This window comes from Nocardioides sp., from assembly GCF_030149505.1.
Lineage (GTDB): Bacteria > Actinomycetota > Actinomycetes > Propionibacteriales > Nocardioidaceae > Nocardioides.
The window spans coordinates 41,352-67,132 of sequence record NZ_JASBRN010000001.1; the positions used below are offsets into that span (position 1 = coordinate 41,352).

Here is a 25,781-nt window from a genome sequence, read left to right on the forward strand (position 1 = left end):
GCCGTCGTGGCAGGCTGCTGCCGGTGAGCCCGCTTCCGACCAGCCCCTGGCCCGTGTGTCGTGATGGCCTGCTGTTCCGGGAGCCCACGGAGGCCGACGTCCCGGTCCTGCTGACCTTCCGCAACGCCCCCGAGGTCAACCACTTCATGGTGCGCACCTCGGTCGAGCCCGACGACCTGCGGCGGGAGGTGCTGGCGATCCCCGACAGCCCGACGGACTTCTCATGCGTCGTCGAGCGCGACGGCGAGGTCGTCGGCCTCGGATTCCTCGACGTCGTCGACGGTGCCGGGCAGCCGGGCCACCCGACCGGCACCGACGGACTGATCGGCTACATCGTGCGGCCAGGGCACGACGGCGCCGGTGTCGCGACCGCCACGGCGCGTGCCCTCCTGGCCGCGGCCTTCGACGGGCTGGGCCTGCGGCGGGTCACGGCCGCGGCCAACCTCGACAACCACGCCTCCGTGCGGGTGCTGGAGAAGGCCGGCATGCGGCGGGAGCGGCACGAGGTCCAGGCGCTGTGGCACCGCGAGCTCGGCTGGCTCGACGAGGTGGGGTACGCCTTGGTCGCCGAGGAGTGGCACGGCGGGTGAAACGGATCCTGGCGGTCTTCGCGCACCCCGACGACGAGTCGCTGGCAGCTGGTGGCTTCCTGGCATCGCGGTCCGAGGCGGGGGACGAGGTCACGGTGATCAGCGCGACGTGGGGTGAGGGGACCGTGCGCGCGGACGAGCTGCGCGACGCGGCGCGGGTGCTCGGTGCCACGCGGGTGCGGCTGCTCGGGTACGCCGACAGGGGCGTCCCGGAGTCCGCACCCGGCCGGGCCCGGTTGGTCGACGCGCCCCTCGACGAGGCGGCCGGCCACCTGGCCGAGCAGCTGGTCGAGCTCGCCCCCGACGTGGTCGTGACCCACGACCGGCTCGGGGGTGCGACCGGCCACGAGGACCACCGTCGTGCCCACGAGGTCGTGGTCCGTGCGCTCGGGCTGGCGAGCGCGCCAGCGACCGGACCGGGGACCGAGCTGCTGCTCGCCACCCACCCGCACTCCGCGCTGCCCAGGCTCGAGCCCCTGGCGCGTCCCGGACGCGCGCTGCGCACGGTCGACGACGCCGAGGTCGACGAGGTGCTCGACGTGCGCCCGTGGCTGACGACCAAGCTCCGTGCCATCGCCGCCCACCGGTCCGAGGTCGAGCGCGGTGCGCTGGCGGCGCTGATCGCCCGGATGACGTCCGGGGAGCAGGAGGCGCTGCTCGGGGTCGAGTTCTACGCGCGGGCCCACGGGACCCTAGGGTGACGGCCGTGAGGAGCGTCGTGGCGGTGGTGGTCACCTTCAACCGCCTGGACCTGCTCACGACGCTCGTCGAGCGGCTCGCGGAGGTGCGGGAGCGGAGCCCCGCCCTGGTCGACGTGCTGGTCGTCGACAACGCCAGCACCGACGGCACGGGGGAGTGGCTGGCGTCCCGCACGGACGTGCGGCACCGGACACTGCCGGACAACCGCGGCGGGGCCGGCGGGTTCCACGAGGGCCTGCGGTGGGCGGTCGAGGAGACCGGCGCGGACCTCGTGTGGCTGATGGACGACGACGGCCTGCCCGAGGTCGACTGCCTCGAGCGGCTGCTGCGCGAGGACGACCTCGACTTCTGGGGGCCGCTGGTCGTGGACGAGGCCGACCCGGGCCGGCTGGTCTTCCCGATCCGCCTGCCCGGCGGCACCCGCGTGGTCCGCGCCCTGGCCGACGTCGAGCGGGCGGGTGGCGAGCGGCAGCGGATCGACGAGATCGTCATCCCGTTCAACGGCGTGCTGGTGACCCGGGAGCTGACGACGCGGATCGGCTACCCCCGTGAGGAGTTCTTCATCTGGGGCGACGACCACGAGTACCGCCTGCGGGCCGAGCGGGCCGGTGCCCGGATCGCGACGGTCACCGACGCGCGCGTCCACCACCCCAGCGTGGGCGACCTCGGCACGCCGATGATGGCCGGCCGCACGACGTACAACCACAGCCCCAGCGACCTCAAGGCCTACTGCATGGCCCGCAACAACACCCTCAACCTGCGTGACTACCGCGGCTGGCCGCACGTGCTGATGTTCTGGGCCAAGACCGTGTGGTTCTACCTCCTGACCCGCCCCGACCCGCGCCGCCTCGCCCTCAGCGCACGGGCGGCGTACGCCGGGCTCCGGGGCGACTTCACGGGCCACCGGCGGTACCTCCGGTGAGCGCGCCCGAGACGGTGGCGGTCGTCGTCGTCACCTTCGACCGCGCCGACCTGCTCACCGGCATGCTCGACGGCCTGGCCGCCCTCGACCGCGCCCCGGACGCCGTGGTCGTCGTGGACAACCACAGCACCGACCACACCCCCGACGTCCTGGCGGCCGAGCTGGCCCGGGGCCGGCTGCCGCTGCAGGTGGTCCGGACCGAGGAGAACCTCGGCGGCGCCGGTGGCTTCCACCTCGGGCTCAGGACCGCCTACGCGCAGGGCTGGGACCGGTTCTGGCTCATGGACGACGACGTGGTGCCGGCTCCCGACTGCCTCTCGGTCCTCATGGCCGTCGACGAGGACTGCCTGACCAGCGTCCGCGAGGACAGCCACGGGCGGCTGTGCGAGAAGGCGGCGACCCGCTTCGACCTCACGCACCCGTGGGTCGTCAAGCCCAAGACCGGCATGGTCGAGGACTTCGGCACCCGCGAGGCGATGCCGGAGCTGGTCGAGGTCGAGAACGTCGCCTTCGAGGGGTTCATGGTCCGCCGCGCGGTGGTCGCCGAGGTGGGGCTCCCGGACCCGTCGTACTTCATCTTCTACGACGACGTGGACCTCGCGATCCGTGCCCGTCGGGCCGGTCGGCGGATCTGGGCGGTGCGCGACGCGGTGCTCGTGCGCCAGCTCGACTTCGACCAGCAGCACGACCTTGCGGGGTGGAAGGGCTTCTACATGTACCGCAACCTCTTCGTGGTGCACCTGCGTTACGGGGAGAACGTCGCGGTGCGGATGAAGCCGCTGCTGATCGTCGCGGCGGTGCTGCTGCTGGCTCCGCTGCGCGGCGGACGGGCGGAGGCGCGCAACGTGATCCGGGCCATGGCCGCAGCGTGGGGGATGCGCTCGCAGCCCTCGTCGTCCGTAGACTGACCGACCGTGTCTGCTCCTGGCTCCACCCCTGATCTGGTCGTCGTCGGCTCCGGCTTCTTCGGACTCACGATCGCCGAGCGCTGTGCCGACGAGCTGAGGCTGAGGGTCCTGGTCCTCGAGCGCCGCCCGCACATCGGCGGCAACGCCTACAGCGAGTTCGACGAGGAGACCGGGATCGAGGTGCACAAGTACGGCACCCACCTCTTCCACACCTCCAACCAGCGCGTGTGGGAGTACGTCAACCGCTTCACCGACTTCACGGGCTACCAGCACCGGGTCTTCGCGAAGTACCAGGGGCAGGTCTACTCCTTCCCGATGAACCTCGGGCTGATCAACCAGTTCTTCGGCAAGTCCCACACCCCTGACGAGGCCCGGGCGCTGATCGCCGAGCAGGCCAGCGAGATCCGCACCGAGGACGCCACGAACCTCGAGGAGAAGGCGATCAGCCTGATCGGCCGCCCGCTCTACGAGGCGTTCGTCAAGGGCTACACCGCCAAGCAGTGGCAGACCGACCCCAAGGAGCTGAGCGCGGACATCATCACGCGCCTCCCGGTCCGCTACACCTTCGACAACCGCTACTTCAACGACACCTACGAGGGCCTGCCGGTCGACGGCTACACCGCGTGGCTGGAGCGGATGGCCGACCACCCGAACATCGAGGTCCGCCTCGGCGTCGACTTCATGGACGTGCGCGAGGAGTACGTCGGGAAGGTCCCGGTCGTCTACACCGGTCCGGTCGACGAGTACTTCGGCCACTCCGAGGGCCGGCTGTCGTGGCGCACCATCGACCTCGAGGCCGAGACCGTCGACGTCGACGACTACCAGGGCACCGGTGTGGTCAACGCCAACGACCAGGACGTCCCGTGGACGCGGGTGCTGGAGTTCAAGCACCTGCACCCCGAGCGCACCTACCTGCCGGGCAAGACGATCGTGGTGCACGAGTACAGCCGCTTCGCCGAGGAGGGCGACGAGCCGTACTACCCGGTCAACACCGCCGCGGACCGCGAGATCCTCATGCGCTACCGGGAGAAGGCCAAGGCCGAGGAGATGGTGCTCTTCGGCGGCCGCCTCGGCACCTACCAGTACCTCGACATGCACATGGCGATCGGCTCGGCGCTGTCGATGTACGACAACAAGATCAAGCCGCACTTCGCCGAGGGTGCACCTTTCACCAGCGGAGGTGTCGCATGAGCGGCCAGACCAGTGCGCGCAGGCTCCTGCAGCGCCAGATCATGCCCGTCGACCGTGACTTCGACGTGCTGGCGCTCTACGTCGACCCCGAGGAGGCCCGCCTCGACGCCGACAAGTACGAGGTCGGCGGCAGCCGGGCGGCCAAGGACCTCAACAACGCCGCCGTGCGGCAGTCCACGAGCACCGGCAAGGCGCTGCACCCCGACCAGATCGAGTCGCGCACCGCGCTGCGCGTGGAGCAGGGGGAGCGGCTCTCCTTCGGCACCTACTTCAACGCCTTCCCCGCCTCCTACTGGCGGCGCTGGACCGTCGTGGACCAGGTGCGCCTGACCGTCACCCTGCGTGGTGCCGGCGCCACCCTGCTGGTCTACAAGTCCATGGCCCGCGGCCACTCCCAGCGCGTCGAGGCCGCCGAGACCACGAGCGACCAGCCCGAGACCTTCTCCTTCGACCTCACCCTCAAGCCGTTCATCGACGGCGGCTGGTACTGGTACGACGTCGTGGCCGGTGACGGCGACGTCGTCGTCGAGTCCGCGGAGTGGACCGCGGAGGTCCCCGAGGACCGTGCGGTCAACGGCACCACCGACCTGGTCATCACCACGATGAACCGCCCTGACTTCTGCGCCAAGCTGCTCGTCCAGCTCGGCGAGGCCGAGGAGCTGCACCCCTTCCTGGACACCGTGATGGTGATCGAGCAGGGCACCGACAAGGCCGCCGGCTCGGAGTTCTTCCCGACCGCGGAGAAGCTGCTCGCCGGCAAGCTGCGCGTCATCGAGCAGGGCAACCTCGGCGGCTCCGGCGGCTACGCCCGGGGCCAGCTGGAGTCGGTGCGCAAGGGCACCGCGACGTACTCGATGATGATGGACGACGACGTCGTCTGCGAGCCCGAGGGCATCATCCGGGCGGTCACCTTCGGCGACCTGGCCAAGCGGCCGACCATCGTCGGCGGCCACATGTTCAACATCTACAGCCGGTCCCGGATGCACAGCTTCGGCGAGATCATCCAGCCCTGGAAGTTCTGGTGGCAGTCGCCGACCGACACCTTCGCCGACTGGGACTTCGCCAGCCGCAACCTGCGCTCCTCGCGCTGGCTGCACAAGCGGGTCGACGTCGACTTCAACGGCTGGTTCATGTGCCTCATCCCGCGGGTCACGCTGGAGACCGTGGGGCTCTCGCTGCCGCTGTTCCTCAAGTGGGACGACTCCGAGTTCGGCCTGCGCGCCCGCGCCGCCGGCTTCCCGACCGTCGTGCTCCCCGGAGCGGCGGTGTGGCACGTGCCGTGGACCGACAAGAACGACGCGGTGGACTGGCAGTCCTACCTGCACCAGCGCAACCGCTTCGTCGCGGCCCTGCTGCACTCGACGTACCCCCACGGCGGCCGGATGGTGCGCGAGAGCCGCAACCACCAGATCGCGCACCTGGTCTCGATGCAGTACTCCACCGTCGCGATGCGGCACCAGGCGCTGCTCGACGTCATGTCCGGGCCCGGCCACCTGCACGACCGCCTGCCCGAGACGCTGCCCTACGTCAACGGGATCCGCGCGGGCTACGACGACGCGCGGCTGGAGACCGACCGCGACGCCTTCCCGCCGGTGCGCCGGGAGAAGCCGCCGCGCAAGGGCCGCGACGACGCCGAGGTCCCGGGTCGGCTCTCCCAGCTGGTCAGCGCCGGTCTGCAGCCGCTGCGGCAGCTGAAGAAGCCGCGCCCGCTGTCGCGGGAGTTCCCCGAGGCCGAGATCCGCGCGATGGACGCCAAGTGGTACCGCCTGGCCTCCTACGACTCGGCGGTCGTCTCCATGAACGACGGGACGTCGGCGGCGTTCTACCAGCGCGACCCCGAGCAGTTCCGCGAGCTGCTGACCAAGACGCTCAAGCTCCACGAGGAGCTGAAGCGGGAGTGGCCGCGGCTGGCGCGGGAGTACCGCGACGCGCTCGGCGACATCACCTCGCCGCAGACCTGGGAGCGCACGCTGTCGCCGTGGATGGGCACGGATGACTGAGCGCCCCGAGCCCGCGGGCGGCACGACGTACGTCGTCGACGCGCCGCTCGCGCCGCCGGCGGCGACCCAAGGTCTGCTCGAGGTCTTCCGCCGGCGCTACCTGCTCAAGCTTCTGGTCCGGCGCGAGATCAACGCCCGCTACTCCGGGTCGTTCCTGGGGCTAATCTGGTCCTACATCAACCCGCTGACCCAGTTGTTCATCTACATCGTGGTCTTCGGCATGTTGCTGGACCGGGGAAGGACCGAGCAGTTCGCGATCCACATCTTCTGCGGCCTGATCGTGGTCCACTTCTTCACCGAGACCTTCAACGCCGGCACCCGCTCGATCGTGCGCAACAAGGCGCTGATCCGGAAGATGGCGCTGCCCAAGGAGATGTTCCCGGTCGCCTCGATGATGGTCTCGCTCTTCCACGTGGCGCCGCAGCTGGTGATCCTGACCGTCACGGTCCTCGTCGTCGGCTGGTCGCCCAGCGCCGTGGGAATGGCTGCCTTCGTCCTGGCCCTGGGCATCGTGATGATCCTGGGGACGGCGTTGGCGCTCGTCTTCAGCGTCGCGAACGTCTACTTCCGGGACTTCGCCAGCGTGGTCAGCATCATGACCAACTTCGTGCGCTTCGGCGTCCCCATGATCTACCCGTACTCCCTGGTCAGTGATCGCTTCGGCGCCGCAGCGGAGTACTACCTCTGGAACCCGCTCTCGAACGCGGTGCTGCTGGTGCAGCGCGCCTTCTGGGTCGGCACGACCGAGGACCCCGCTGCGACGGCCGCCACCGAGCTCCCCGACAACCTGATCGGCCGTGGCCTGCTCATGCTGGCGATCTCCGTGGTGCTGCTGGTCATCGCCCAGTTGGTCTTCCGCCGGTTCGAGAACAAGATCCCGGAGCGCCTGACGTGAGCGCCGCCGACAGCACGAGCGTCCCCACGGGGCCGGGCGACTACAGCCCCGACACCTCGATCGTCGTCGAGAACGTCACCAAGACCTTCAGCCTGCGCTACCACCGCACCTTCAAGCAGGTGACGGTGGCGAAGTTCCGCGGCCAGAAGACCAAGGACGAGTTCAACGCCGTCGACGACGTCTCCTTCACCGTCAAGCAGGGGGAGTCGATCGGCCTCATGGGCCTCAACGGCTCGGGCAAGTCGACCCTGCTGACGCTCATCAACGGGACGATGAAGCCCGACACCGGCCAGGTTCTCACCCGCGGCCGGATCGCCGGCCTCATCGCGACCGGGGCGGGCTTCCACCCCCAGCTCTCCGGCCGCGACAACATCTACCTCAACGCCGCGGTCTTCGGGCTCACCGAGCAGGAGACCAAGGACCGCTTCGACGACATCGCGGCGTTCGCCGACATCGGGCGCCACCTCGACTCGCCCGTCGGCAACTACTCCTCGGGGATGAGCTCGCGACTGGGGTTCGCGATCGCCATCAACGTCGACTGCGACATCTTCCTGGCCGACGAGCTGCTGGCGGTGGGGGACAAGCCGTTCAAGCGCAAGTGCATGGCCAAGATGGAGGAGGTGCGCGACTCCGGTCGCACGCTGTTCTACGTCAGCCACGCCGCGGGCTCGGTGCGCCGCATGTGCGACCGGGTGCTGGTGCTGGAGAACGGCCGGCTCGCCTTCGACGGTGACGTCGACGAGGGGATCAAGTTCCTCCACTACGACTCCGACGACGAGAACAACGACGACGAGGAGCTCGGGGCCGACGTCTGACGCCGGCTCGTCGGACCGAGGATCACAGAAAAATAACGGACCTGCTCGGCGTGTCGAGTGGAAATTACACGTTTGTAGTTACTCACGAGACCTTCCGTGACGGGTGTGACTCGTGTGAAAGTTGCGCGCAGTGTGAACTTCCCCGCGCGCTAAGAGGTCCTCGATGCACCCCCACCGGTCACGGTTCGTCTCCGCCTGCCAGCAGCTGCTGGCGCTCGGTGTCGTGGCCGCCGTCGTCACGCCCGCCAGCAGCCTGATCAGCCTCGACGTCGTGCGCCAGCCGCCCGCGTCCGGCTTCGTCGGTGCGCAGGCCGGGCAGGGCCAGGGGAGCGGCGCGTTGACGGCGTACGAGCGGGTGGCGCGGCGTGCCGCGACGCTGCCGGCGGCCCCCGTCGAGGCGAGCGTCCGTGAGGTCCCGCTGGTCGGCGCCCAGGCGCCCGCCGGGGTCGCGCGCCGCGCTGCCTCCGGCGGGGAGATGGTGACCAGCCGCCCCGAGGCGGTGACCGGCTACGCAGCCATCGGCGTCACCTGGGCGCACGGGGTCGAGGTCGAGGACGAGGACCTGGTCGTGCGCGCCCGCACCGAGACCGACGGCGTGTGGTCCGGCTGGACCGACGTGGAGTACCACGACGAGCACGGCCCCGACCCCGACAGCCCCGAGGGCCGTCGCGCGCGTCCGGGCACCGAGCCGCTCCTGGTCGGCGAGGTCGACCGGGTGCAGGTGGCGGTGCTCGCGGAGGACGGCGCCCCCCGCGACCTCCGCCTGGCCCTGATCGACCCCGGCACTGCGACGAGCACGGTCACCCAGCGCGCGGCGCTCGACACGGCCGAGGCTGCCGAGACGGTCCAGACCGCGGCCGAGGGTCCCGCCGCCCGCGCGGGGGTCACGCCGGAGCCCCAGGTGTTCTCCCGCGAGCAGTGGGGCGCCGACGAGAGCCTGCGCGACAAGGGCTCGCTGCGCTACTTCGAGGTGCAAGCCGGCTTCGTCCACCACACGGTCAACGCCAACGACTACACCCGCGACCAGGTGCCCGGCATCCTGCGCTCGATCTACGCCTACCACACGCGCTCGCGCGGCTGGTCCGACGTCGGCTACAACTTCCTCGTCGACCGCTTCGGGCGCATCTGGGAGGGCCGCGCGGGCGGCATCGACCGCCCGGTCGTCGGCGCCCACACCCTCGGTTACAACGACTACTCCTTCGCCATGTCGGCGATCGGCAACTTCGAGGTCGTCCAGCCGACCCAGGCGATGGTCGAGGCCTACGGTGCGCTCTTCGCCTGGAAGCTCTCGCTCCACGGCGTGGACGCCTCCTCGCCCCGCCAGCAGGTCGGCAGCAAGGCCTTCCCGGCGGTCAACGGCCACCGCGACGCCGGCTCGACCGCCTGCCCCGGCAAGTTCCTTTACGCCCGGCTCGGCGACATCCGCAGCCTCGCCGACGCCGCCCAGGTCGGCTGGGAGGGCCGCGAGCTCGACTCCGACCTCGTCGGCACCCCGCACCCCGACCTGGTCGCACGGCGCGCCTCGGACAAGCGGGTCGTCATCGTCCCCACCGGCGGCCTGACCAGCGTCCGCAAGCCGGTCGTCCTCGCCTCCGGCGTCGGCGGGTACGCCGCCACGCTGGTCTCGCCCGACCTGACCGGTGACGGGCGGCCCGACGTCCTGGGCCGGCTGCCCGACGGCTCGGTCGAGGTCCGCGGGGAGTCCTCCGCGCTCCGCACCGCGACCGCGACCCGCGGCCACGACCTGCTCGCCGCCGCGGGCGACCTCACTGGCGACGGCCTCGGCGACCTGGTGGGCCGGGACGCGGCGACCGGCCGTCCCACCCTCTTCACCTCGCGCGGCACCGGCGGGTTCGCCGCCCGGCCGCTGGACACCGACGCCTCCTGGTCCGGCTACGACCTGCTCTCCGGCGTCGGCGACCTCGACGCCGACGGCACCCCGGACCTGGTGGCCCGCGACGCGGCCGGGACGCTCTGGTTGCTGCCCGCCGGCGGCACCGGCGCCGCGGAGGTCCTGGTGCAGGGCGGCCCGCGCTACGACGCGGTCACCGGCGCGGCCGACTGGAACGCCGACGGTCTGGTCGACCTGCTCGTGCGCCGCGAGGGCGGCCACGCCTTCGTGCTCCCGGGCCGCGGAGACGGCACGGTGGGCGCGGCCCGCGGCCCGGTCAAGCGGCTGAAGGGCCGCATCGACCTCTCCGGTGCCGGCGACCTCACCGGGTCCACCGCGCCCGACCTCGTGGTCCGCCGCGGCGACGACCTCCTCGTGCTCGCCGGCTCCGGCACCTGGGAGACCGGCGCCGTCGTCGAGACCAACGTCGGCGCGAAGGGCGCCGACCTGGTGCTCAACGCCGGCGACTGGGACGGCGACGGCCTCGGCGACCTCCTGGTGCGCCAGCGCAAGAACGGCGCCGTCAAGGTGCGTCCCGGTGACGGTCAGGGCACCTTCGCGAAGGCGGTCCGGATCGGCGGCGGCATGGGCGACGTCCGGTTGCTCGAGGTGGTCGGCGACATGACGGGCGACGGCTGGCCGGACCTGATGGGGCAGCCCGCGGGCGGACCGATGCGGATCTACCCGGGTCGCGGCACCGCGCCGCTCGGCCCGTCGTACGTCGCCCACAGCGGCCTCGACGCCACCCAGCAGCTCGGGGTCGGTCGCTGGGACGGCGACGGCGCCCCCGACGTCCTGGTGCGGCGCGGCAGCTCGCTGCTGCTCTACACCGGCAACGGCCCGGGCGGGCTGTCCTCCTCGCGGAGCCTGTCCTTAGACCTGTCGTCCTACGACCTGGTGACCGGCATCTCCGACGCCCGGCTGGCGGACCGCCCCGACCTGGTGGTGCGCGAGCGGGGGACCGGGCGACTGCTGCTGGTCGAGAGCACGCCGACGGGGTTCAAGGCGCCGCGGGTGATCGGCGACGGGGCGGAGGCCTACGACCTGGTGGACTAGCAGACCTGGTGGCCTGGGTGGGGAAGCCTAGGGGTGGTGCCGCGCGGTCACGCGCTCGTCGGTCGCGACCGACTCGAGCCGGGTCTCGTCGGCACCGACGACCAGGACCAGCGAGCCGCCGCGTGCGAGCGGCTCGGTGAGGACGGGGAGTCCCGGTGGGGAAGCCGGGTTCGCCGTCGACAGGAGGCGGCCGCCCTCGGTGAGGAGACTCCCGGAGGCGGCCGCTTCCCAGTCCGGTTCCGACGGGCCGACGGCCGCGAGGCCGAGGAAGGCATCGGGCTGGGACCAGACCTCCACGCCGAGGTCGTGCACGCCCGGCGGCACGCCGTCGGGGAAGCGCAGCCCCAGCGGGTGCAACGCGGAGGCGACGACCGCGACCTCGTCGGCCCGTGGCGCCCAGCTCGCCAGGCCCTGCGGACCGCAGACGACCGCGTCCGGGGTCGCGTCGTCGCCGGCGTACGCCACCTCCAGGCCGACGGTCCACGCCGCCCCCAGGAACACCGGGCCCAGCCAGTGGCTCGGCAGGTCCAGCAGCAGCACGTCGTCCTGCTCGAGGTCGAGCTCCTCGACGAGCAGGTTGGCGGCCTTGGCCACCCAGTTGGCGTACGTCGTCAGCGAAAGCTCGGTCCGCTCACCGGTGGCGACGTCGTAGAACGTCACGAACGGCCGGCCCGGGTCGCGGCGCAGCTGGGTTTGCAGCAGATCGGCGAACGTCGTCACGTGACCGACCCTAGGGTGACCTCCGTGATCGAGGACTTCTGGGCCGTCGTGCCCGCCGGCGGCGCCGGCACCCGGCTGTGGCCGCTCTCCCGCGCCGGCTCGCCCAAGTTCCTGCGCGACCTGCGCGGCACCGGCCGCTCGCTGCTGCAGGAGACCCACGACCGGCTCGCGCCGCTCGCGGGGGAGAGGATCGTGGTCGTGACCGGTGCCGCCCACGCCGCTGCGGTCGCCGACCAGCTCGGCGACCTCCCGGCCGGGGCGATCCTGGCCGAGCCGTCGGCCCGGGACTCGATGGCCGCGATCGGGCTGGCCGCAGCCCTGCTGGAGCGCCGCCACCCCGACGCGGTGATGGGCTCCTTCGCCGCCGACCACGTCATCACGGACGCCGAGGCGTTCGGGGCGGCCGTCCGCACGGCCGTCGACGTGGCCCGCGACGGCTGGCTGGTGACCCTCGGTATCGAGCCGGCCTTCCCCTCCTCGGCGTTCGGCTACATCCGCTCCGGCGACGCGCTGCGCGACCACCCGGGCGCCCAGCACGTCGCGGCGTTCGTGGAGAAGCCGAGCGTCGAGGTGGCCACCGGCTACCTCGCCGAGGGCGGCTACCGCTGGAACGCCGGCATGTTCGTCGTGCGCCCCGGGGTGCTGCTCGACCTGCTGGCGCAGTGGCACCCGCGGTTCGCGGAGTCCCTGCGCGCGGTCGCCGCCGACCCCGGATCCCTGGAGCGGGTCTGGCCCTCGCTGCCCAAGATCGCCCTCGACCACGCCGTGGCCGAGCCCGCCGCGGAGGCCGGCCGGGTCGCCACCGTCCCGGCCGCCTTCGACTGGGACGACATCGGGGACTTCGACTCGCTCGCGGAGCTGCTCGGCCGCGACGGAGAGGAGTCCCTCGTCGTGCTCGGCGACGGTGACGCGGTCCGGGTCGTCGACGCCTCCGGCCTCGTCGTCACCGGCGGGCGCACCGTCGCGGTCGTCGGCCTCGAGGACGTCGTGGTCGTCGACACCCCCGACGCCCTGCTGGTCACCACCCGCGCCCGGGCGCAGGACGTCAAGGCCGTCGTCGCCGGGCTGAAGGAGTCCGGGCGCGACGACCTCACGTGAGTGACCCGCGCTGACCCCGAGGGTCCGCCGGCAGGGTCAGAGCTGGGTCGAGGGCTCCGGGCTGTCCAGCTGCGGGTAGTTGCGCACGAACGTCTCGACGGCCTCGCCGCTGACCTCGGAGCAGTACTGCCACACGCCGACCTGCTTGGCCGGGTCGGTCTCTCCAGCGCCGCCGGCCGACCAGTGGGTCAGCGCGACCTTCTGGTCGTCGGGGAAGGGCTCGCCGTCCTCGGAGGTCCACGGCGCGACGATGAAGGCGTTGCGGCGGTCGGTGGTGTCGGAGAACTTGCGGGAGATGGCCCGCAGCTCGGTCATCGCCTCGGCGTCGTCGGCCAGCGACTCGTCGTACCACATCACCGTGAAGCCGTGCTCCATGTTGTGCAGCAGTTGCTCGAGCTCGGGGCGGTCGTCCTCGGTGTAGAACTCGCGCCCGATCGGGACCGGCGCCAGGCCCAGGACGCTCCAGTGCGGGCCGAAGGCCGGCGGGGAAGCGTCGTAGGTGGCCTGCTGGTCCTCGGGGACGTGCTGGCCGCTGCCCTCGGCGGACTCGGTGACCGGCTCGGCGCAGACCGAGGCTGGCGCGCCGATGGCGGCGAGCTCGGTGTCCTCGAAGCCGCGCTGGTCCCACCAGTCCTTGATCGGCCGGAAGGCCGCGGCGCCGATGATCAGGAGCGCGATGAGCATGCAGGTGCCGATGATGGCGAAGTTGCGCCGGGCGTCGGCGCCCTTCTGCTGCTTGCGGATCTGCTCGATCCTCGCCTGGCGGTCGGACTTGGCGGGCTTGGCCACGGTTCGGCTGTCCTCGTCGATCGGGTGGTGCCCCTGGCGGGCGTGTCGCGGGGAGTCTACGGAGTGGCGGGACGCAACCGGACCTCGACGTCGGGTTCGACACGAAGTCGTGACTCGACCTCCCAGCCGTGGGCGAGCGCCAGCGCCGCCACGACGGCCACCTGCTCGAGCGGTACGACGACAGCCAGGCCGTCCCCGGAAGGCGTGCTGGTGCGCGCGGTGACCCGCTGCAACGCGTCGGTCAGCTCCTCCGCCGAGGCCGGCGCCCCGAAGGGTGCCCGGTCGCCCGGGTCCCCGGCGAGGGCCCGCACGACGGCCTCGCGGGCGCCGTACCCGAAGAGGTCACCGCCCTCGGGCCGCACCAGCGCAGCGGCGCCCGGACCGTCGTCGTCGAGGTCGAGCACCAGGTCGGCACGACCCCGCACCACGCCGAAGGGGCGCCCACCCAGCTTGCCCTGGGCCAGCTCGACCGCGCCGGCGATCTCGTCCGCCACCGCGGGGGCGGTGACGGCCAGCTCGTTGCCGTGCGCGTCGACCCGACCGGCGAAGTCCTCGGCGACCAGCATCCCGGCGGCGCCGACCGCGATGTCGGTCTGGCCCTCGCGCCAGGCGCGGCCGGCGGTGTCGGTGACCACCACGCCCAGCCGCAGGCCGGTCAGGTCGTGCAACCGCCGGCGCAGCGCGCGTGCCGAGGCGTCGGGGTCCAGCGGCAGCAGCACCACGGTGCCGAGGGCGACGTTCGAGGCGTCGATCCCGGCTGCGGCCATCGTCAGCCCGTGCCGGGTGCGCGCGATCGTGGTCGGGCCGCGGCGCGCCACCACGCGCGCTCCGGGCGCGGACAGCTCCTCCGCCAACGCCGTCTCCCGGTCACCGGGACGGGTGCGGCCCTCGGCCTTGCTCACCACCTTGCTGGTCACGACGACGACGTCGCCGTCGGCGAGCGGCTCCCCGGCCGCGGCCAGCGCGTCGAGCAGCAGCGCGGCCAGGTCGGTGCCCTCGGTGACCTCGGCGACGCCGTCCGGGGCCAGGACGCTGAGTCGCCCGCTCACCGGGTGACCAGCTCGACCGCCGCTGCGGCCATCGCCGCGGTGGCGGCCGGGTCGCTCATCATCAGCGGCACCGCGGCCGCCGCCAGCCCGGCCTCGTGCAGCGCGGGCAGCGCGTCGGCGTCGCGGGAGTCCACCAGCCAGCCGTCGAGCACGCCCGCGGCCGAGCGGGCGCCGTAGTGCAGGCCCACGCCGCGGGCGCTGACCTCGACCCCGATCGAGCGCAGCATCTGCTCGGCCATGCCGCGCACGTGCGTGCCGCCGACGATGGGGGAGAGGCCGACGACCGGGGCGGCCGTCGCGCGCAGGGCGTCGCGGATCCCCGACACGCCGAGGATGGTGCCGACCGAGACGACGGGGTTCGACGGCGGCAGCACCACCAGGTCGGCCTCGCCGATGGCCTCCAGCACACCGGGACCGGGCGTGCTCCGGTCCAGGCCCACGACGACGACGGTCTCGGCGGGCACCGAGGCGCGCAGGCGCACCCAGTACTCCTGGAAGTGGATCGCGCGCCGCCCGCTCGGCTCGTCGGGGTCGGCGACGACCACGTGGGTCTCGACACGGTCGTCGGTCATCGGCAGCAGCCGCAGCCCCTCACCGAAGGTCGGCTCCAGCCACCGCTTGCACAGCGCCGTGGTGATCGCGGAGAGGGGGTAGCCGGCCTCGAGCATCTGGGTGCGGACCAGGTGGGTCGCCACGTCGCGGTCACCGAGCCCGAACCACGTCGGCTCCACGCCGTACGCCGCCAGCTCCTCCTTGACCGACCAGGTCTCCTCGCGCCGACCCCAGCCGCGCTCGGGGTCGATGCCCTCGCCGAGGGTGTACATCACGGTGTCGAGGTCGGGGCAGACCTTGAGCCCGTGGACCCAGATGTCGTCGGCGGTGTTGGCCACGACGGTGACCACGGCGTCGCGGTCGACGCCGGGCAGCAGCCCCTCGCGGACGCCGTGCAGCAGCCCCTGCAGGAAGCGGGCGCCGCCCATGCCGCCGGAGAGGACAGTCAGTGCGCGCATGCGCCCACTCTGCCGCAGCCTGCCACGTGCTCCGCGCCCTGCCCACCCCGCCGGGTGGGTGCGCTGGACCAATACCAGACTTCCGCTTGACGCCGGTGCTACGACAGGCATGTAATTCCACAAGTGTTCTTCGTTGCCGGACGAGGACACACAGGGTCGAGAGGTTGGGTGCCGTGAGAGAGCTGTTTCTCCTGGAGGCGGAGAGCGAGGAGGGGTCGTGGCAGGAGCGTGCGTTGTGCGCCCAGACCGACCCCGAGGCGTTCTTCCCCGAGAAGGGTGGATCCACGAGGGAGGCCAAGAAGGTCTGCCTCACCTGCGAGGTGCGCCAGGACTGCCTGGAGTCCGCGCTGAGCAACGACGAGCGCTTCGGCATCTGGGGTGGTCTCTCCGAGAGGGAGCGCCGCAAGCTGAAGAAGCGTGCCGTCTGAGAAGAGAACGCCGCTGATCCGAGCGTGGCCCCGGTCCTGGACCGGGGCCGCTCGCATTTAGGCTTGCCGATCGTGTCCGGGTCGGTGCCGGAGGCACGACCGGGTTCGGTCGCCGTCCTCCTCGTCAGCCACGACGGAGCCCGCTGGCTTCCCGTCGTGGTCGAGGGGCTGCGCAGCCAGACCCGCGCCCCCGACCGCGTGGTCTGCGTCGACACCGGCAGCCGCGACGAGGGGCCCGACCTGCTGGAGCGCGCGTTCGGCGCCGTGCGCTCGCTGCCGTCGGGCACCGGCTTCCCCGAGGCCGTCCGGGTCGCGGCCGCGGAGGCAGGCGACGTCGAGTGGCTGTGGATCCTCCACGACGACGCCACCCCCGCCCCCGATGCGCTGGAGCGGCTGCTGGCCACCGCGCGCGAGCACCCCGAGGCCGACCTGCTCGGCCCCAAGCTGCGCGAGTGGCCCTCGCTGCGCCGGCTGCTCGAGGTCGGCGTGACGATCTCCGCCACCGGCCGCCGCGAGACCGGACTGGAGCGCGGGGAGTACGACCAGGGCCAGCACGACGACGTACGCCGGGTGCTGGCCGTGCACTCCGCCGGGCTGCTCGTGCGCCGCGAGGTCCTCGAGGAGCTCGGCGGCTTCGACGACCGGTTGCCGCTCTTCGGCAACGACCTCGACCTGGGGTGGCGAGCGGCCGCGGCCGGTCGCACGACCCTGGTCGTCCCGCAGGCGGTCGTCTTCCACGCCGAGGCCGCCCACCGCGGGGTGCGGCGCACGGCGCTGACCGGGCGGCACACCCACTTCCACGAGCGCCGCGGCGCGCTGTACACGCTGCTGGCCAACACCTCCTCCCGCCTGCTGCCGCTGCTGGTCGTCCGGCTGGTGCTCGGCACCCTCCTGCGCGTGCTCGGCTACCTCCTCGTGAGGTCGCCGGGCGAGGCGCTCGACGAGCTGGCCGCACTCCTGGCCGTGCGGCCGGGCGTCGTGCGGGCCGCCCGCCGCGAGCGCCGGGCCCGCACCGGCAGCCCGTCCCCGGCCGTGCGCGGCCTGCTCGCGCCCTGGTGGCTGCCCTACCGCCACGGCCTGGACGCCGTCGGTGACCTGGTCGCGGCCGCGGGCAACCAGGCCGCGGACGTCGCCGAGCGCCGTCGTCTCGCCGCCGCCGAGCGCGACCCCGAGTCGTTCGCGGCGCGCCGCCCGGCCGAGGACGAGGACGTCCCGGAGGCCGACACCGGCTGGGTCGCCCGCTTCCTCACCAACCCCGTCGCCGTGCTGCTCGCCGTGGTCGTGGTGCTGCTCCTCGCGGGCGCCCGCGCCGGCCTCGGCGCGACCTCGGGCGGAGCGCTGTCCCCCGCGCCCGACGGTGTCGGCGCCTGGTGGCGGCTGCACCTCGAGTCCTGGCACGCGCTCGGCGTCGGCACCGCGGTCCCCGCCCCGGCGTACGTCGTGGTGCTGGCGCTGCTCGGGACGCTGCTCGGCGGCTCTGCGGTCGCGGCGGTCTCGGCGCTGCTCGTGCTGGCGGTGCCGTTCGCCCTCTGGGGAGCCTGGCGCTTCCTCGGGCTGCTCGGGCGCCTGGTCTCCCCGCGCGGCCTGCCCCGGTGGGTGCTGCTGTGGGGCGCGACGACCTACGCGCTGGTCCCGGCCACGAGCGGCGCCTGGGGCCAGGGCCGGCTCGGCGTCGTGGTCGCCGCGGCGGTGCTGCCGTGGCTGGCGCACGCCGTGGTCGGCTTCGTCGACCCCGAGCCGGACCGTCGCTGGCGAGCCGCCTGGCGCACGGGCGTGCTGCTGACGCTCGTGGTCGCCTTCGCCCCCACGACCTGGCTGCTGGCGGTCGCGATCGTCGGCCTCGGCCTGGGTGCCGCACGGCTGGTGACGCCGGCCGCGCTCGGTGACCGGTCCGCCTGGGCTCCGCCCGCCCTCGCCGCCGGCGTGCCGGTGGGACTGCTGCTCCCGTGGTGGGTCCCGGCACTGCAGCACGGTGCCGGCGAGGCGTTGCTCCTCGGCGCCGGCCGGCTGCCCGGTGCGACGCCGGCGGGCCTGGACGTCCTCACCGGGCGACTCGGCGGCCTGGGCGCCCCTGCCTGGACCGGGCTCGTGCTGGTCGCGCTGGCGCTGCTCGCGCTGCTGCCGCGGCCCTCGCGCGTGCCGGTGCTGCTGGCGTGGCTGCTCGCCGCGGTCACCGCCCTGCTCGCGCTCGGGCTGTCCTGGGTCACCCTCGACCTCGCCGGCGGGTCGGTGCCGGCGTCGGTGTCGGTGCTGGTCCTGGCGCTGCAGGGCTGCCTGGTCACGGCGGCCGTGCTCGGTGCGCTGGGGGCCGTCGAGGTGCGGCGCAGCGGCGGCGGTCGCACGGGCGCCTGGCGCGCCGGGCTCGCGGTCACCGCCGCGGCCGCGGCGGTGGTGCCGGTCGTGGGCCTGGGCTGGTTCGCCGCGGGCGAGCAGGAGCTCGCCGGCGCGGACCCGGCGGGCGTGCCGGCGTACATGGTGCAGAGCGCGGAGACCGCGCCCGAGCGCGGCATCCTGGTGCTCACCGGGTCGGTCGAGGACGGCATCGCGCATGTGGTCCGCCGCGGCGACGGGGTGACCGTGGGGGAGGACGAGGTGCTGGCGCTCAGCCCCGCCGACCCGGCGCTCGACGAGCTGGTCCGCGCGCTCGTCAGCGACGCCGCGGCAGGTGCGGCCGACCGGCTCGCCGAGCTGGGGGTGGAGTACGTCGTGCTCCCGGCCCCCGCCGACGGTGACGTCGCAGCGGTGCTCGACGCGACGGCCGGCCTGGCGCAGGCGTCCGCGGAGGACCGCGACACCCGGGCCTGGCGGGTCGCCCGCGAGCCGGGCACCGAGGCGCTCGAGGGCGACGGCTCCTGGCTGCGCCCGGTGCTGCTGCTGGCCCAGCTGGGCCTGCTGGTCCTCGCGCTGGTGCAGTGCGCGCCCACCCGCCGCGCGAGCCGGGGGAGGGCGAGGAGGTGACCCGCCGCGTGGGGAGGCCGAGCGCCCTGGCGGTCGTCGCCGTCGTGGCCCCGCTGCTGACCGTGGGCGCAGCGCTGCTGACCGACACCCGGGTCGGCCCGGACGGCCCGGGCGACCGCGCACCCGAGGAGGTCGCGCTCACGAGCGCGACGCTGGTCTGCCCGACGGGCCAGGGCGGGGGCGTGCTGGTCGCCTCCGACGCGGACCCCGATGTTGCCGGAGGCTCCGAGGGCCGGGTCACGGCGCTGGTGGGCAAGGAGGAGCGCGAGGTCGAGCTCGTGCCGGGTGCGGCCACCCGGCTCGACGACGCCGACGAGGTCGCCGGCAGCGGCTCGTCCGCCCCCGGCCTCGTGGCCCAGCGGTACGGCGGCCCCGGGCTGCGCGCCGTCGACTGCCCGGCCACCAGCAGCGACCAGTGGTTCACCGGGGTCGGCGCCGGCGCCGAGCACCGCTCGGTCCTGGAGCTGCACAACCCCGACGAGGGCCCGGCGACCGCCACCATCACCGTGCTCGGTCAGTCGGGGCCGGTCGGCGCCGGCGGCGAGCTGCGCGGGGTCTCGGTGGCCGGTGGTGCCACCACGCGCATCGAGCTCGGCTCGGCCATCCCCAAGCGCGAGGAGCTCACGCTGCGGGTCACGACCGACCGCGGCCGCCTCGCCGCGACGGTGATCGACTCCTCCGTGCCGGTGGGCCGGGGCGAGACGACCAAGGAGTACCTCGCCGGGCAGCGCGAGCCCGCGACCTCCCAGCTGCTGCTCGGGCTGCCCGCCCACGTCGAGGAGCCCGCCGTCGTCGTCGCCAACACCAGCGACAGCGCCGCGCGTGTCTCGCTGCGCCTGGTCACCGCGGAGTCGACCTTCGCCCCCACCGGGCTCGAGGAGGTGCTGGTCGACCCGCAGAGCGTGCGGCGCTTCTCGCTGCGTCAGGTGCTCGGCTCGGACGTCGCCGAGGGCGTGCTGGGGATCGAAGTCGTCTCCTCCCAGCCGACGACCGCCAGCTTCCGCGGCCGGGTGGACGGGGATCTGCTCACCGTCGTGCCCCAGGGGCCGGTGGTCACGGCCACGCTCGTGCCGGTCCCGCTACCGGGGGCGCGGCTGGTCCTCGGCGGGGCGGAGGCGCTCGGCACCGTCACGGTCCTGGCGCTCGACGAGCGCGGCCGCGAGGTCGACGAGCGGGTCGTCGAGGTCGGACCCGACCTGGCGGTCGAAGTGCCGGTGCCGGACGGCGCGACGCTGCTGCGGGTCGTACCGCGGGGCACGGCGGTCCAGGGCGTGCTGCGGCTGCGGTCCGGTGCGGGCGCGGCCGTGGTCGGGCTCCGCGAGCTGGTGCGGGTCGGGCTGGTGCCCGACGTGCGGCCGGGGCTGGTCGTGCCCGGTCAGCCCCGTCAGCCCGATCAGTCCGGCTCGTCGGGGGAGTAGCGCGGGTCGACGTCGGAGGGGTCGATGCCCAGGAGCTCGGCGACCTGCTCGACCACGACGGTCAGCACGAGTGCCTCGAGGTCGCTGCGACGCGAGGCCCGGTGCTCGATGGGCCTCCGGAAGAGCACCAACCGGGTCGGCTGGTCGCCGGTGGCGCGCACGAGCGAGGACAGCGGCACGGTCGGCGAGTCCCAGTCGTCGGGCACGTGGGGCACGTCCTCGACGGCGTACTCCACCAGCCCGAGGCGCTCGGCCCACCGCTCCTCGACGCTCTCGACGGCGTCGAGGACCACGCGGTCGAAGCGCTCGCGCGACGTCGGGCGGACCGGCTGGCCCGGCTGCGTGGTGAGCACCGCGGGTCCGCGCATGCCGCGGCCCCGACGGTCACGAGTCATGTCCGCGAGCCTATCCGCGGGCGTCGGTGCGGGCGGGTAGCGTCTGCGCCGTGAGTCCCGCCCGCCGTTGCAGCCGCACCGCGTGCGGTCGCCCGGCGGTGATGACGCTGACCTACGTCTACGCCGACCAGACCGCCGTGCTCGGTCCCCTGGCGACGTACGCCGAGCCGCACGCCTACGACCTCTGCGAGACCCACAGCGAGCGGCTCTCGGCACCCCGCGGCTGGGAGGTGCTGCGGCTGGCGCAGCCCGCGCCGCCGCGGCCGAGCAACGACGACCTCCTCGCGCTGGCCGACGCCGTCCGCGAGGCCGGCCGCCCCCAGCCGCCCCGGCGGGTGGCCCCGGCGGAGGAGACCGGTCGCGAGACCGGTCGCAAGGGTCATCTGCGCGTGCTGTCCACCGAGCACTAGGGTTCGGGCATGGCCGACACCCGCACCTCCGACTCGCTGGGGGCTGCGAACCTCCACGCCGTCTTCAAAGCCTACGACGTGCGCGGCACGGTCCCCGACCAGCTCGACGAGGACCTCGCCCGCGCGACCGGTCGCGCCTACGTCCGGGTGCTCGGCGCCCGCACGGTCGTGGTCGGCCACGACATGCGGCCCAGCTCGCCCGGCATGGCCGGCTCGTTCGCCTCGGGCGCCTCCGAGGCCGGCGCCGACGTCGTCATGATCGGTCTGGCCTCCACCGACCAGCTCTACTTCGCCTCGGGCCACCTCGGCCACCCGGGCGCGATGTTCACCGCCAGCCACAACCCCGCGCAGTACAACGGGATCAAGCTGTGCCGCGCGCACGCCGTCCCCGTCGGCGCCGACACCGGCCTGCACGAGATCCGCGACCTCATCGCCTCGGGCGAGGTCACCGAGCGTTTCGTCCCCGCCCCGGCCGCGGGCTCGATCAGCGAGCACGACGTGCTGGAGGCGTACGCCGCCCACCTGCTCACCCTCGCCCCGGTCTCCGGGCGCCGGCTCAAGGTCGTGGCCGACGCCGGCAACGGCATGGCCGGCTGGACGGCGCCGGCGGTCTTCGGGCGGATGGGGACCGACCAGGTCGACCTGGTGCCGCTCTACTTCGAGCTCGACGGCAGCTTCCCCAACCACGAGGCCAACCCGCTCGACGAGGCCACGCTGGCCGATCTCAAGGCCCGGGTGGTGGCGGAGAGGGCCGACGTCGGGCTGGCCTTCGACGGCGACGCCGACCGCTGCTTCCTCGTCGACGAGCGCGGCCGGGCGGTCTCGCCCTCCACGCTCACCGCACTGATCGCGGCGCGCGAGCTGGCCAAGGAGCCGGGCGCCACGATCATCCACAACCTCATCACCTCGCGCGCGGTGCCGGAGCTGGTCACCGAGCTCGGCGGCACGCCCGTGCGCACCCGGGTCGGGCACTCCTTCATCAAGGCCCGGATGGCCGAGACCGACGCGGTCTTCGGCGGCGAGCACTCGGGACACTTCTACTTCCGGGACTTCTGGCGCGCGGACTCGGGCATGCTCGCCGCGCTGCACGCCCTGGCGGCCCTCGCGGGCACGGACGTGCCGCTGTCGCAGCTGCTGGCGGCGTACGAGCGGTACCCGATGTCGGGGGAGATCAACTCCGAGGTCGCCGACCAGGGGGCCGTGATGGACGCGCTGGAAGCGGAGTACGCCGGGCAGGACGGCGTGACCACCGACCGGCTCGACGGGTTGAGCGTCAGCCACCCGGACTGGACGTTCAACGTGCGGCCCTCCAACACCGAGCCGCTGCTGCGGCTCAACGTCGAGGGGCGCGACCAGGAGACGATGGAGGCCGTGCGCGACGGCGTGCTGGCCAGGATCCGTGGAGGGAAGCAGTGAACGCGATGAACATCGACCCGGCCCTGATGGAGATCATCGTGTGCCCGCAGTGCCACGGCGACCTCGCGGTGGTGGGCGAGGAGCTCGTCTGCCAGGGCACCTGCGGCTACGCCTACCCGGTGCGCGACGACATCCCGGTGCTGCTGGTCGACGAGGCCCGCCGGCCGTGACCTGGTTCGACGAGGCCCGGCTGGACGACGAGTCGGCGCTGGGCACCGTGGACCTGCGGCTGCGCCACCTGGCGGAGTCGGGCTCCCGGGTGCGTCGCGAGGTCGGTGACGCCGCGGAGGCCTCCGACAGCGCGGTCGAGCGGGCGCGCGAGCTCGACCGCCCGCGAGCCGTCATCGCCGCGGGCCCGGACTCCCGGCTGCTGCGGGCGGTCCTCGAGCCGTGGTGCCCCGTGCCGTTCGTGGCCTGGCCGGGCCCGGCGCTGCCGGGCTGGGCGGGCAGCCTGGACCTCGTCGTCGTGCTGGCCCCCGACGGTGCCGACGCCGGCACGGCCTCCGCGGTCTCCGAGGCGGTGCGCCGCGGCTGCCAGGTCGTGGTCTCGTGCCCTCCGGGTTCGCTGGTCGCCGAGCACACGGTCGGCCGCTACGCCACGGTCCTGCCCTCGACCACGCGCGACCAGCTCGCCTCGGCGGTCGTGATGCTGTCCTACCTCCACCGGGTCCAGCTCGGTCCCGAGGCCGCGCCGGACTCCGTCGCCGACGCCCTCGACCAGGTCGCCCTGGACTGCGGCCCGCGCAAGGACCTCGCGGTCAACCCGGCCAAGATGCTCGCCATCGCGCTCGCCGACGCCACGCCCGTCGTGTGGGGCGGCTCGGTCCTCGCGGCCCGCGCCGCCCGCCGCGTCGCGGAGTCCGTGCGCCGCGCCTCCGGCCGCACCGCGATCGCTGGTGACGCCGAGCACCTGCTGCCCGTCATCGAGGCCGCCCGTCCCCGTGACGTCTTCGACGACCCCTTCGCCGAGGGCACCACCGGCCCCCGGCCGGTGCTGGTGCTGCTCGACGACGGCTCCGAGGACGTCACCGTCCGCACCCACCGCACCCGGCTGCTCGCGGCGGCCGCCGAGCGCGGGGTCCGGGTCGAGACGCTCAGCTCCGAGGCGCCCACCGAGGTCGCCCGCTACGCCTCGCTCATGCTCTCGGGCACCTACGCCTCGGAGTACCTCCGGCTCGGGCTGGTCGAGGACTAACGCTCCTCGTCGTCGGGGTCGTCCGGGTCGTCCGCGATGTAGCCGGTCTCGGGGTCGATCATGCCGAGGAAGTCGCGGATCGATGGAGCGTGCCTCTCGGCCGGCAGCGGCGAACGGTCGCTCGTGAAGGAGTTGAAACCGTAGCCACGGTTCGGCCCGCTCACCCAGTCGTAGTGGTACGTGCCAGGACTATCCGTTCTCGCGGCGAACACCTCGCCGTCGACGACGATCGTCAGCGGACCCTCCTCCGGCGTGGGCGCCTCGAACCCGTCGACGTACGCGGCCGCGGTGGCGAGGTCGACCGGGAAGTCGTCGGCGTGGGCGGCTCGCCGACTCGCGACGCGCGCCAGCACGGTGCTGCGGTCGGTGGCGAGATAGAGCGTCTCGGGTACGACGTGGTGCTCCGCGAGCAGTGCGCGCCACTCCTCGCGCATCGCCCTCGACCAGAACGAGAAGTCGAGGACGACGTCGCGGCCCTCGTCGAGGAGCCGTCGGAGCTCGGCTCGCAGCTCGGTCCGGATCTCCTCGCGCACCTCCTCGGGCACCTCGCCACCGGTGATGCCGCGGGCCCAGATGCCGGCGTCGAAGGACAACCGCACCATGCCCTCGGCCTCGAGCCGCCGCGCGTACGTCGTCTTGCCCGCGCCGGACGGCCCGCACATGAAGACCACCCGGCTCGTCGCGTCCACCCGCTGCACCCTGCCACCCGCGGCCTGCCCGCCGCGACGCAGTTCTCGAGGCCATGGCTCGGTCTCGAGACGGCGCTGGCGTGCCTCCTCGACCCGGCGGCTGTCGCCTGGCGGATCGACGGCCCGGCCGAAGAACCGAAGTGGAGGTCCTGTCCGGCACCTGGTGCAGTGCAGAGCCTCCAGATCGGCTCTGCGGGCGGGTCGCCGAGGTGCGGGCGTGCTGGTAGCCCGGCCGCCGGGTGGTGGTCGGGCTGCGAGCTAGGTGGTCAAAGGCTGGTGGTGCCGTCGGGATGGACGAGGTACTGCTGGCTGTGGGGGCTGGTCCAGAGCCAGTGGCCTGGTGAGAGTCCGCGGACCCGCCAGGGTCTCCCTGCTGGTGAGGGGTGGGTCTTGGCGCGGTGGTCGTGGCGACAGAGCGGGGCCAGGTTGTCGGTCGACGTCTGATCCGGCGGGCCGGTGTCGGAGTACTCGATGGTGTGGTCGAGGTCGGCGGTCTCGGCTGGTCGGTTGCAGTGGGGGAAGGAGCAGGTCGTCCTGGTCAGTCTGACCCGGGTGGCGATGCGGTCGGGGACCTCGTAGGAGGACACGGCGACGGTGTCGTGGAGGTCGATGACGGGCTTGACGATGACCTGGGTGCCGGGGGTGCCGCACCAGTCGCGGATGGCGTCGGCGGTGAGGAGCTGGTGGTGGTTGTCGAGGCGGGCGAGGTTGAGTCCGAGCTTGCCGGTGACGGGGTCGATCTGGGGGGCGCCGGTGAGCGCTGCGTCGGAGAGGTGGACGGTCAGGACCACGACCCGGCGGGGTGCGGTGCGCGTGTTGGTTGCGCGGTCTCGACGACGCTCGCTGGCGCTCGCTGCTCGACCATCCTCGGTCGCCTCGGCCTCGGTCGCCTCGGCCTCGGTCGCCTCGGGGTCGGTGTCGGGGAGGAGTTCTTGGCCGCGGGCGAGGTAGCCGAGGGCTTTGGCTCGGCGGATGGCGAGGGTGTCGGTGGAGCCGTCGGCCAGCAGCTGGTGGGCGATCTGTCGGATGGCCTGCTCGAGGTCCTCGGCGTCAGCCCGGTCGAGGAGACCGTCGGCGGACACAGCGGAGGCGGTGCCCACGCTGGTGGCGGGTGTGGCGAGGTCGAGGTCGAAGTAGAGGTTCGACCGGGTGTCGCATTCCTGCACTTCGGTGGATTCGGGGTCGAAGCGGGCTGAGGCTTCCAGGACGAGCCGTTCGACGACGGCGGGGCCGACTGTG

General features: G+C 73.4%; 24 protein-coding genes. 17 read left to right on the forward strand and 7 right to left on the reverse strand.

Going from position 1 to position 25,781, the window contains the following annotated elements:
* Positions 1 to 23 precede the first annotated feature (23 nt).
* The 9 genes from Q1V71_RS00215 to Q1V71_RS00255 all read left to right on the forward strand — a co-directional run bounded on the left by Q1V71_RS00215 (position 24) and on the right by Q1V71_RS00255 (position 10,967).
* Positions 24 to 590: a GNAT family protein gene (locus Q1V71_RS00215; RefSeq protein ID WP_300639010.1), complete on the forward strand. Its 567-nt coding sequence runs from the start codon at positions 24 to 26 to the stop codon at positions 588 to 590.
* Positions 587 to 1,291: a PIG-L deacetylase family protein gene (locus tag Q1V71_RS00220; protein ID WP_300639013.1), complete on the forward strand. Its 705-nt coding sequence runs from the start codon at positions 587 to 589 to the stop codon at positions 1,289 to 1,291. Before Q1V71_RS00215 ends, Q1V71_RS00220 begins: the two co-directional genes overlap by 4 nt.
* A 5-nt stretch (positions 1,292 to 1,296) precedes the next feature.
* Positions 1,297 to 2,211, forward strand: coding sequence for a glycosyltransferase family 2 protein (locus tag Q1V71_RS00225; RefSeq protein ID WP_300639016.1), 915 nt, complete (start codon positions 1,297 to 1,299; stop codon positions 2,209 to 2,211).
* Positions 2,208 to 3,119 (forward strand): glycosyltransferase, encoded by a 912-nt coding sequence (locus Q1V71_RS00230; RefSeq protein WP_300639019.1) that lies wholly within the window; start codon positions 2,208 to 2,210, stop codon positions 3,117 to 3,119. Before Q1V71_RS00225 ends, Q1V71_RS00230 begins: the two co-directional genes overlap by 4 nt.
* A gap of 6 nt (positions 3,120 to 3,125) precedes the next feature.
* Positions 3,126 to 4,310 carry a UDP-galactopyranose mutase gene (gene glf, locus Q1V71_RS00235; RefSeq protein WP_300639022.1) on the forward strand — a complete coding sequence of 395 codons (1,185 nt, stop codon included), beginning with the start codon at positions 3,126 to 3,128 and terminating at the stop codon, positions 4,308 to 4,310.
* A complete protein-coding gene (locus tag Q1V71_RS00240; protein WP_300639025.1) occupies positions 4,307 to 6,310 on the forward strand; it encodes a glycosyltransferase in 2,004 nt (667 codons plus the stop codon). The genes glf and Q1V71_RS00240 overlap by 4 nt, the downstream gene beginning before the upstream one ends.
* Positions 6,303 to 7,205, forward strand: a complete 903-nt coding sequence (locus Q1V71_RS00245; RefSeq protein WP_300639028.1) for an ABC transporter permease — start codon at positions 6,303 to 6,305, stop codon at positions 7,203 to 7,205. The genes Q1V71_RS00240 and Q1V71_RS00245 overlap by 8 nt, the downstream gene beginning before the upstream one ends.
* Complete coding sequence (locus Q1V71_RS00250; protein ID WP_300639031.1) at positions 7,202 to 8,020, forward strand: ABC transporter ATP-binding protein; 819 nt, start codon at positions 7,202 to 7,204, stop codon at positions 8,018 to 8,020. Before Q1V71_RS00245 ends, Q1V71_RS00250 begins: the two co-directional genes overlap by 4 nt.
* A 163-nt stretch (positions 8,021 to 8,183) precedes the next feature.
* Positions 8,184 to 10,967 (forward strand): FG-GAP-like repeat-containing protein, encoded by a 2,784-nt coding sequence (locus Q1V71_RS00255; protein WP_300639034.1) that lies wholly within the window; start codon positions 8,184 to 8,186, stop codon positions 10,965 to 10,967.
* A 27-nt stretch (positions 10,968 to 10,994) separates the two neighbouring features.
* Here Q1V71_RS00255 and Q1V71_RS00260 read toward each other — a convergent pair whose 3' ends face one another.
* Positions 10,995 to 11,687 carry a TIGR03089 family protein gene (locus Q1V71_RS00260; protein ID WP_300639036.1) on the reverse strand — a complete coding sequence of 231 codons (693 nt, stop codon included), beginning with the start codon at positions 11,685 to 11,687 and terminating at the stop codon, positions 10,995 to 10,997.
* Positions 11,688 to 11,711: 24 nt separating this feature from the next.
* Between Q1V71_RS00260 and Q1V71_RS00265 the strand changes: the two genes are divergently transcribed.
* The gene (locus Q1V71_RS00265) at positions 11,712 to 12,785 is read left to right on the forward strand and encodes a mannose-1-phosphate guanylyltransferase (RefSeq protein WP_300639039.1); all 1,074 of its coding nucleotides are present in this window, start codon (positions 11,712 to 11,714) and stop codon (positions 12,783 to 12,785) included.
* A 36-nt stretch (positions 12,786 to 12,821) separates the two neighbouring features.
* On the opposite strand, the gene Q1V71_RS00270 is transcribed toward Q1V71_RS00265, so the two are convergent.
* Genes Q1V71_RS00270 through cofD form a run of 3 tightly spaced genes read right to left on the reverse strand, consistent with a single transcriptional unit; the run spans position 12,822 to position 15,633 of the window.
* Positions 12,822 to 13,574, reverse strand: a complete 753-nt coding sequence (locus tag Q1V71_RS00270; protein WP_300639042.1) for a DUF3105 domain-containing protein — start codon at positions 13,572 to 13,574, stop codon at positions 12,822 to 12,824.
* A gap of 56 nt (positions 13,575 to 13,630) precedes the next feature.
* Complete coding sequence (gene cofE / locus Q1V71_RS00275; RefSeq protein WP_300639045.1) at positions 13,631 to 14,623, reverse strand: coenzyme F420-0:L-glutamate ligase; 993 nt, start codon at positions 14,621 to 14,623, stop codon at positions 13,631 to 13,633.
* Complete coding sequence (cofD, locus tag Q1V71_RS00280; protein ID WP_300639048.1) at positions 14,620 to 15,633, reverse strand: 2-phospho-L-lactate transferase; 1,014 nt, start codon at positions 15,631 to 15,633, stop codon at positions 14,620 to 14,622. Before cofD ends, cofE begins: the two co-directional genes overlap by 4 nt.
* Positions 15,634 to 15,806: 173 nt before the next feature.
* Between cofD and Q1V71_RS00285 the strand changes: the two genes are divergently transcribed.
* From Q1V71_RS00285 to Q1V71_RS00295, 3 genes are all read left to right on the forward strand, one after another.
* On the forward strand, positions 15,807 to 16,061 hold the full coding sequence (locus tag Q1V71_RS00285) for a WhiB family transcriptional regulator (RefSeq protein WP_300639050.1): 255 nt from the start codon (positions 15,807 to 15,809) through the stop codon (positions 16,059 to 16,061).
* 72 nt (positions 16,062 to 16,133) lie between these two features.
* Positions 16,134 to 19,019 carry a glycosyltransferase gene (locus Q1V71_RS00290; protein WP_300639053.1) on the forward strand — a complete coding sequence of 962 codons (2,886 nt, stop codon included), beginning with the start codon at positions 16,134 to 16,136 and terminating at the stop codon, positions 19,017 to 19,019.
* Positions 18,974 to 20,437 carry a DUF5719 family protein gene (locus Q1V71_RS00295; RefSeq protein ID WP_300639056.1) on the forward strand — a complete coding sequence of 488 codons (1,464 nt, stop codon included), beginning with the start codon at positions 18,974 to 18,976 and terminating at the stop codon, positions 20,435 to 20,437. The genes Q1V71_RS00290 and Q1V71_RS00295 overlap by 46 nt, the downstream gene beginning before the upstream one ends.
* On the opposite strand, the gene Q1V71_RS00300 is transcribed toward Q1V71_RS00295, so the two are convergent.
* The gene (locus Q1V71_RS00300) at positions 20,413 to 20,832 is read right to left on the reverse strand and encodes a metallopeptidase family protein (protein WP_300639059.1); all 420 of its coding nucleotides are present in this window, start codon (positions 20,830 to 20,832) and stop codon (positions 20,413 to 20,415) included. The genes Q1V71_RS00295 and Q1V71_RS00300 overlap by 25 nt on opposite strands.
* A 50-nt stretch (positions 20,833 to 20,882) precedes the next feature.
* Between Q1V71_RS00300 and Q1V71_RS00305 the strand changes: the two genes are divergently transcribed.
* From Q1V71_RS00305 to Q1V71_RS00320, 4 genes are read left to right on the forward strand one after another with little or no spacing between them, the layout of a single operon-like run.
* On the forward strand, positions 20,883 to 21,242 hold the full coding sequence (locus tag Q1V71_RS00305; RefSeq protein ID WP_300639062.1) for a DUF3499 domain-containing protein: 360 nt from the start codon (positions 20,883 to 20,885) through the stop codon (positions 21,240 to 21,242).
* 9 nt (positions 21,243 to 21,251) lie between these two features.
* A complete protein-coding gene (locus Q1V71_RS00310; RefSeq protein WP_300639065.1) occupies positions 21,252 to 22,658 on the forward strand; it encodes a phosphomannomutase/phosphoglucomutase in 1,407 nt (468 codons plus the stop codon).
* 5 nt (positions 22,659 to 22,663) lie between these two features.
* Entirely contained in the window at positions 22,664 to 22,828 is a 165-nt protein-coding gene (locus Q1V71_RS00315; RefSeq protein ID WP_300639068.1) for a Trm112 family protein, read from the forward strand.
* Positions 22,825 to 23,853 carry an SIS domain-containing protein gene (locus tag Q1V71_RS00320; RefSeq protein WP_300639070.1) on the forward strand — a complete coding sequence of 343 codons (1,029 nt, stop codon included), beginning with the start codon at positions 22,825 to 22,827 and terminating at the stop codon, positions 23,851 to 23,853. The genes Q1V71_RS00315 and Q1V71_RS00320 overlap by 4 nt, the downstream gene beginning before the upstream one ends.
* On the opposite strand, the gene Q1V71_RS00325 is transcribed toward Q1V71_RS00320, so the two are convergent.
* The gene (locus Q1V71_RS00325) at positions 23,850 to 24,542 is read right to left on the reverse strand and encodes an ATP-binding protein (protein ID WP_300639073.1); all 693 of its coding nucleotides are present in this window, start codon (positions 24,540 to 24,542) and stop codon (positions 23,850 to 23,852) included. The two genes, Q1V71_RS00320 and Q1V71_RS00325, sit on opposite strands and share 4 nt — an antisense overlap.
* A gap of 266 nt (positions 24,543 to 24,808) precedes the next feature.
* A partial coding sequence (locus Q1V71_RS00330; RefSeq protein WP_300639076.1) for an HNH endonuclease signature motif containing protein occupies positions 24,809 to 25,781 on the reverse strand: 973 nt, incomplete at its 5' end.

What these genes read in the sequence shown, in the direction of transcription:
- Q1V71_RS00240 (WP_300639025.1), top strand. Translation starts at nt 4,307, where the DNA reads ATGAGCGGCCAGACCAGTGCGCGCAGGCTCCTGCAGCGCCAGATCATG.
- Q1V71_RS00245 (WP_300639028.1), top strand. Translation starts at nt 6,303, where the DNA reads ATGACTGAGCGCCCCGAGCCCGCGGGCGGCACGACGTACGTCGTCGAC.
- Q1V71_RS00255 (WP_300639034.1), top strand. Translation starts at nt 8,184, where the DNA reads ATGCACCCCCACCGGTCACGGTTCGTCTCCGCCTGCCAGCAGCTGCTG.
- cofD (WP_300639048.1), bottom strand. Translation starts at nt 15,633, where the DNA reads ATGCGCGCACTGACTGTCCTCTCCGGCGGCATGGGCGGCGCCCGCTTC.
- Q1V71_RS00300 (WP_300639059.1), bottom strand. Translation starts at nt 20,832, where the DNA reads ATGACTCGTGACCGTCGGGGCCGCGGCATGCGCGGACCCGCGGTGCTC.
- Q1V71_RS00310 (WP_300639065.1), top strand. Translation starts at nt 21,252, where the DNA reads ATGGCCGACACCCGCACCTCCGACTCGCTGGGGGCTGCGAACCTCCAC.
- Q1V71_RS00315 (WP_300639068.1), top strand. Translation starts at nt 22,664, where the DNA reads ATGAACATCGACCCGGCCCTGATGGAGATCATCGTGTGCCCGCAGTGC.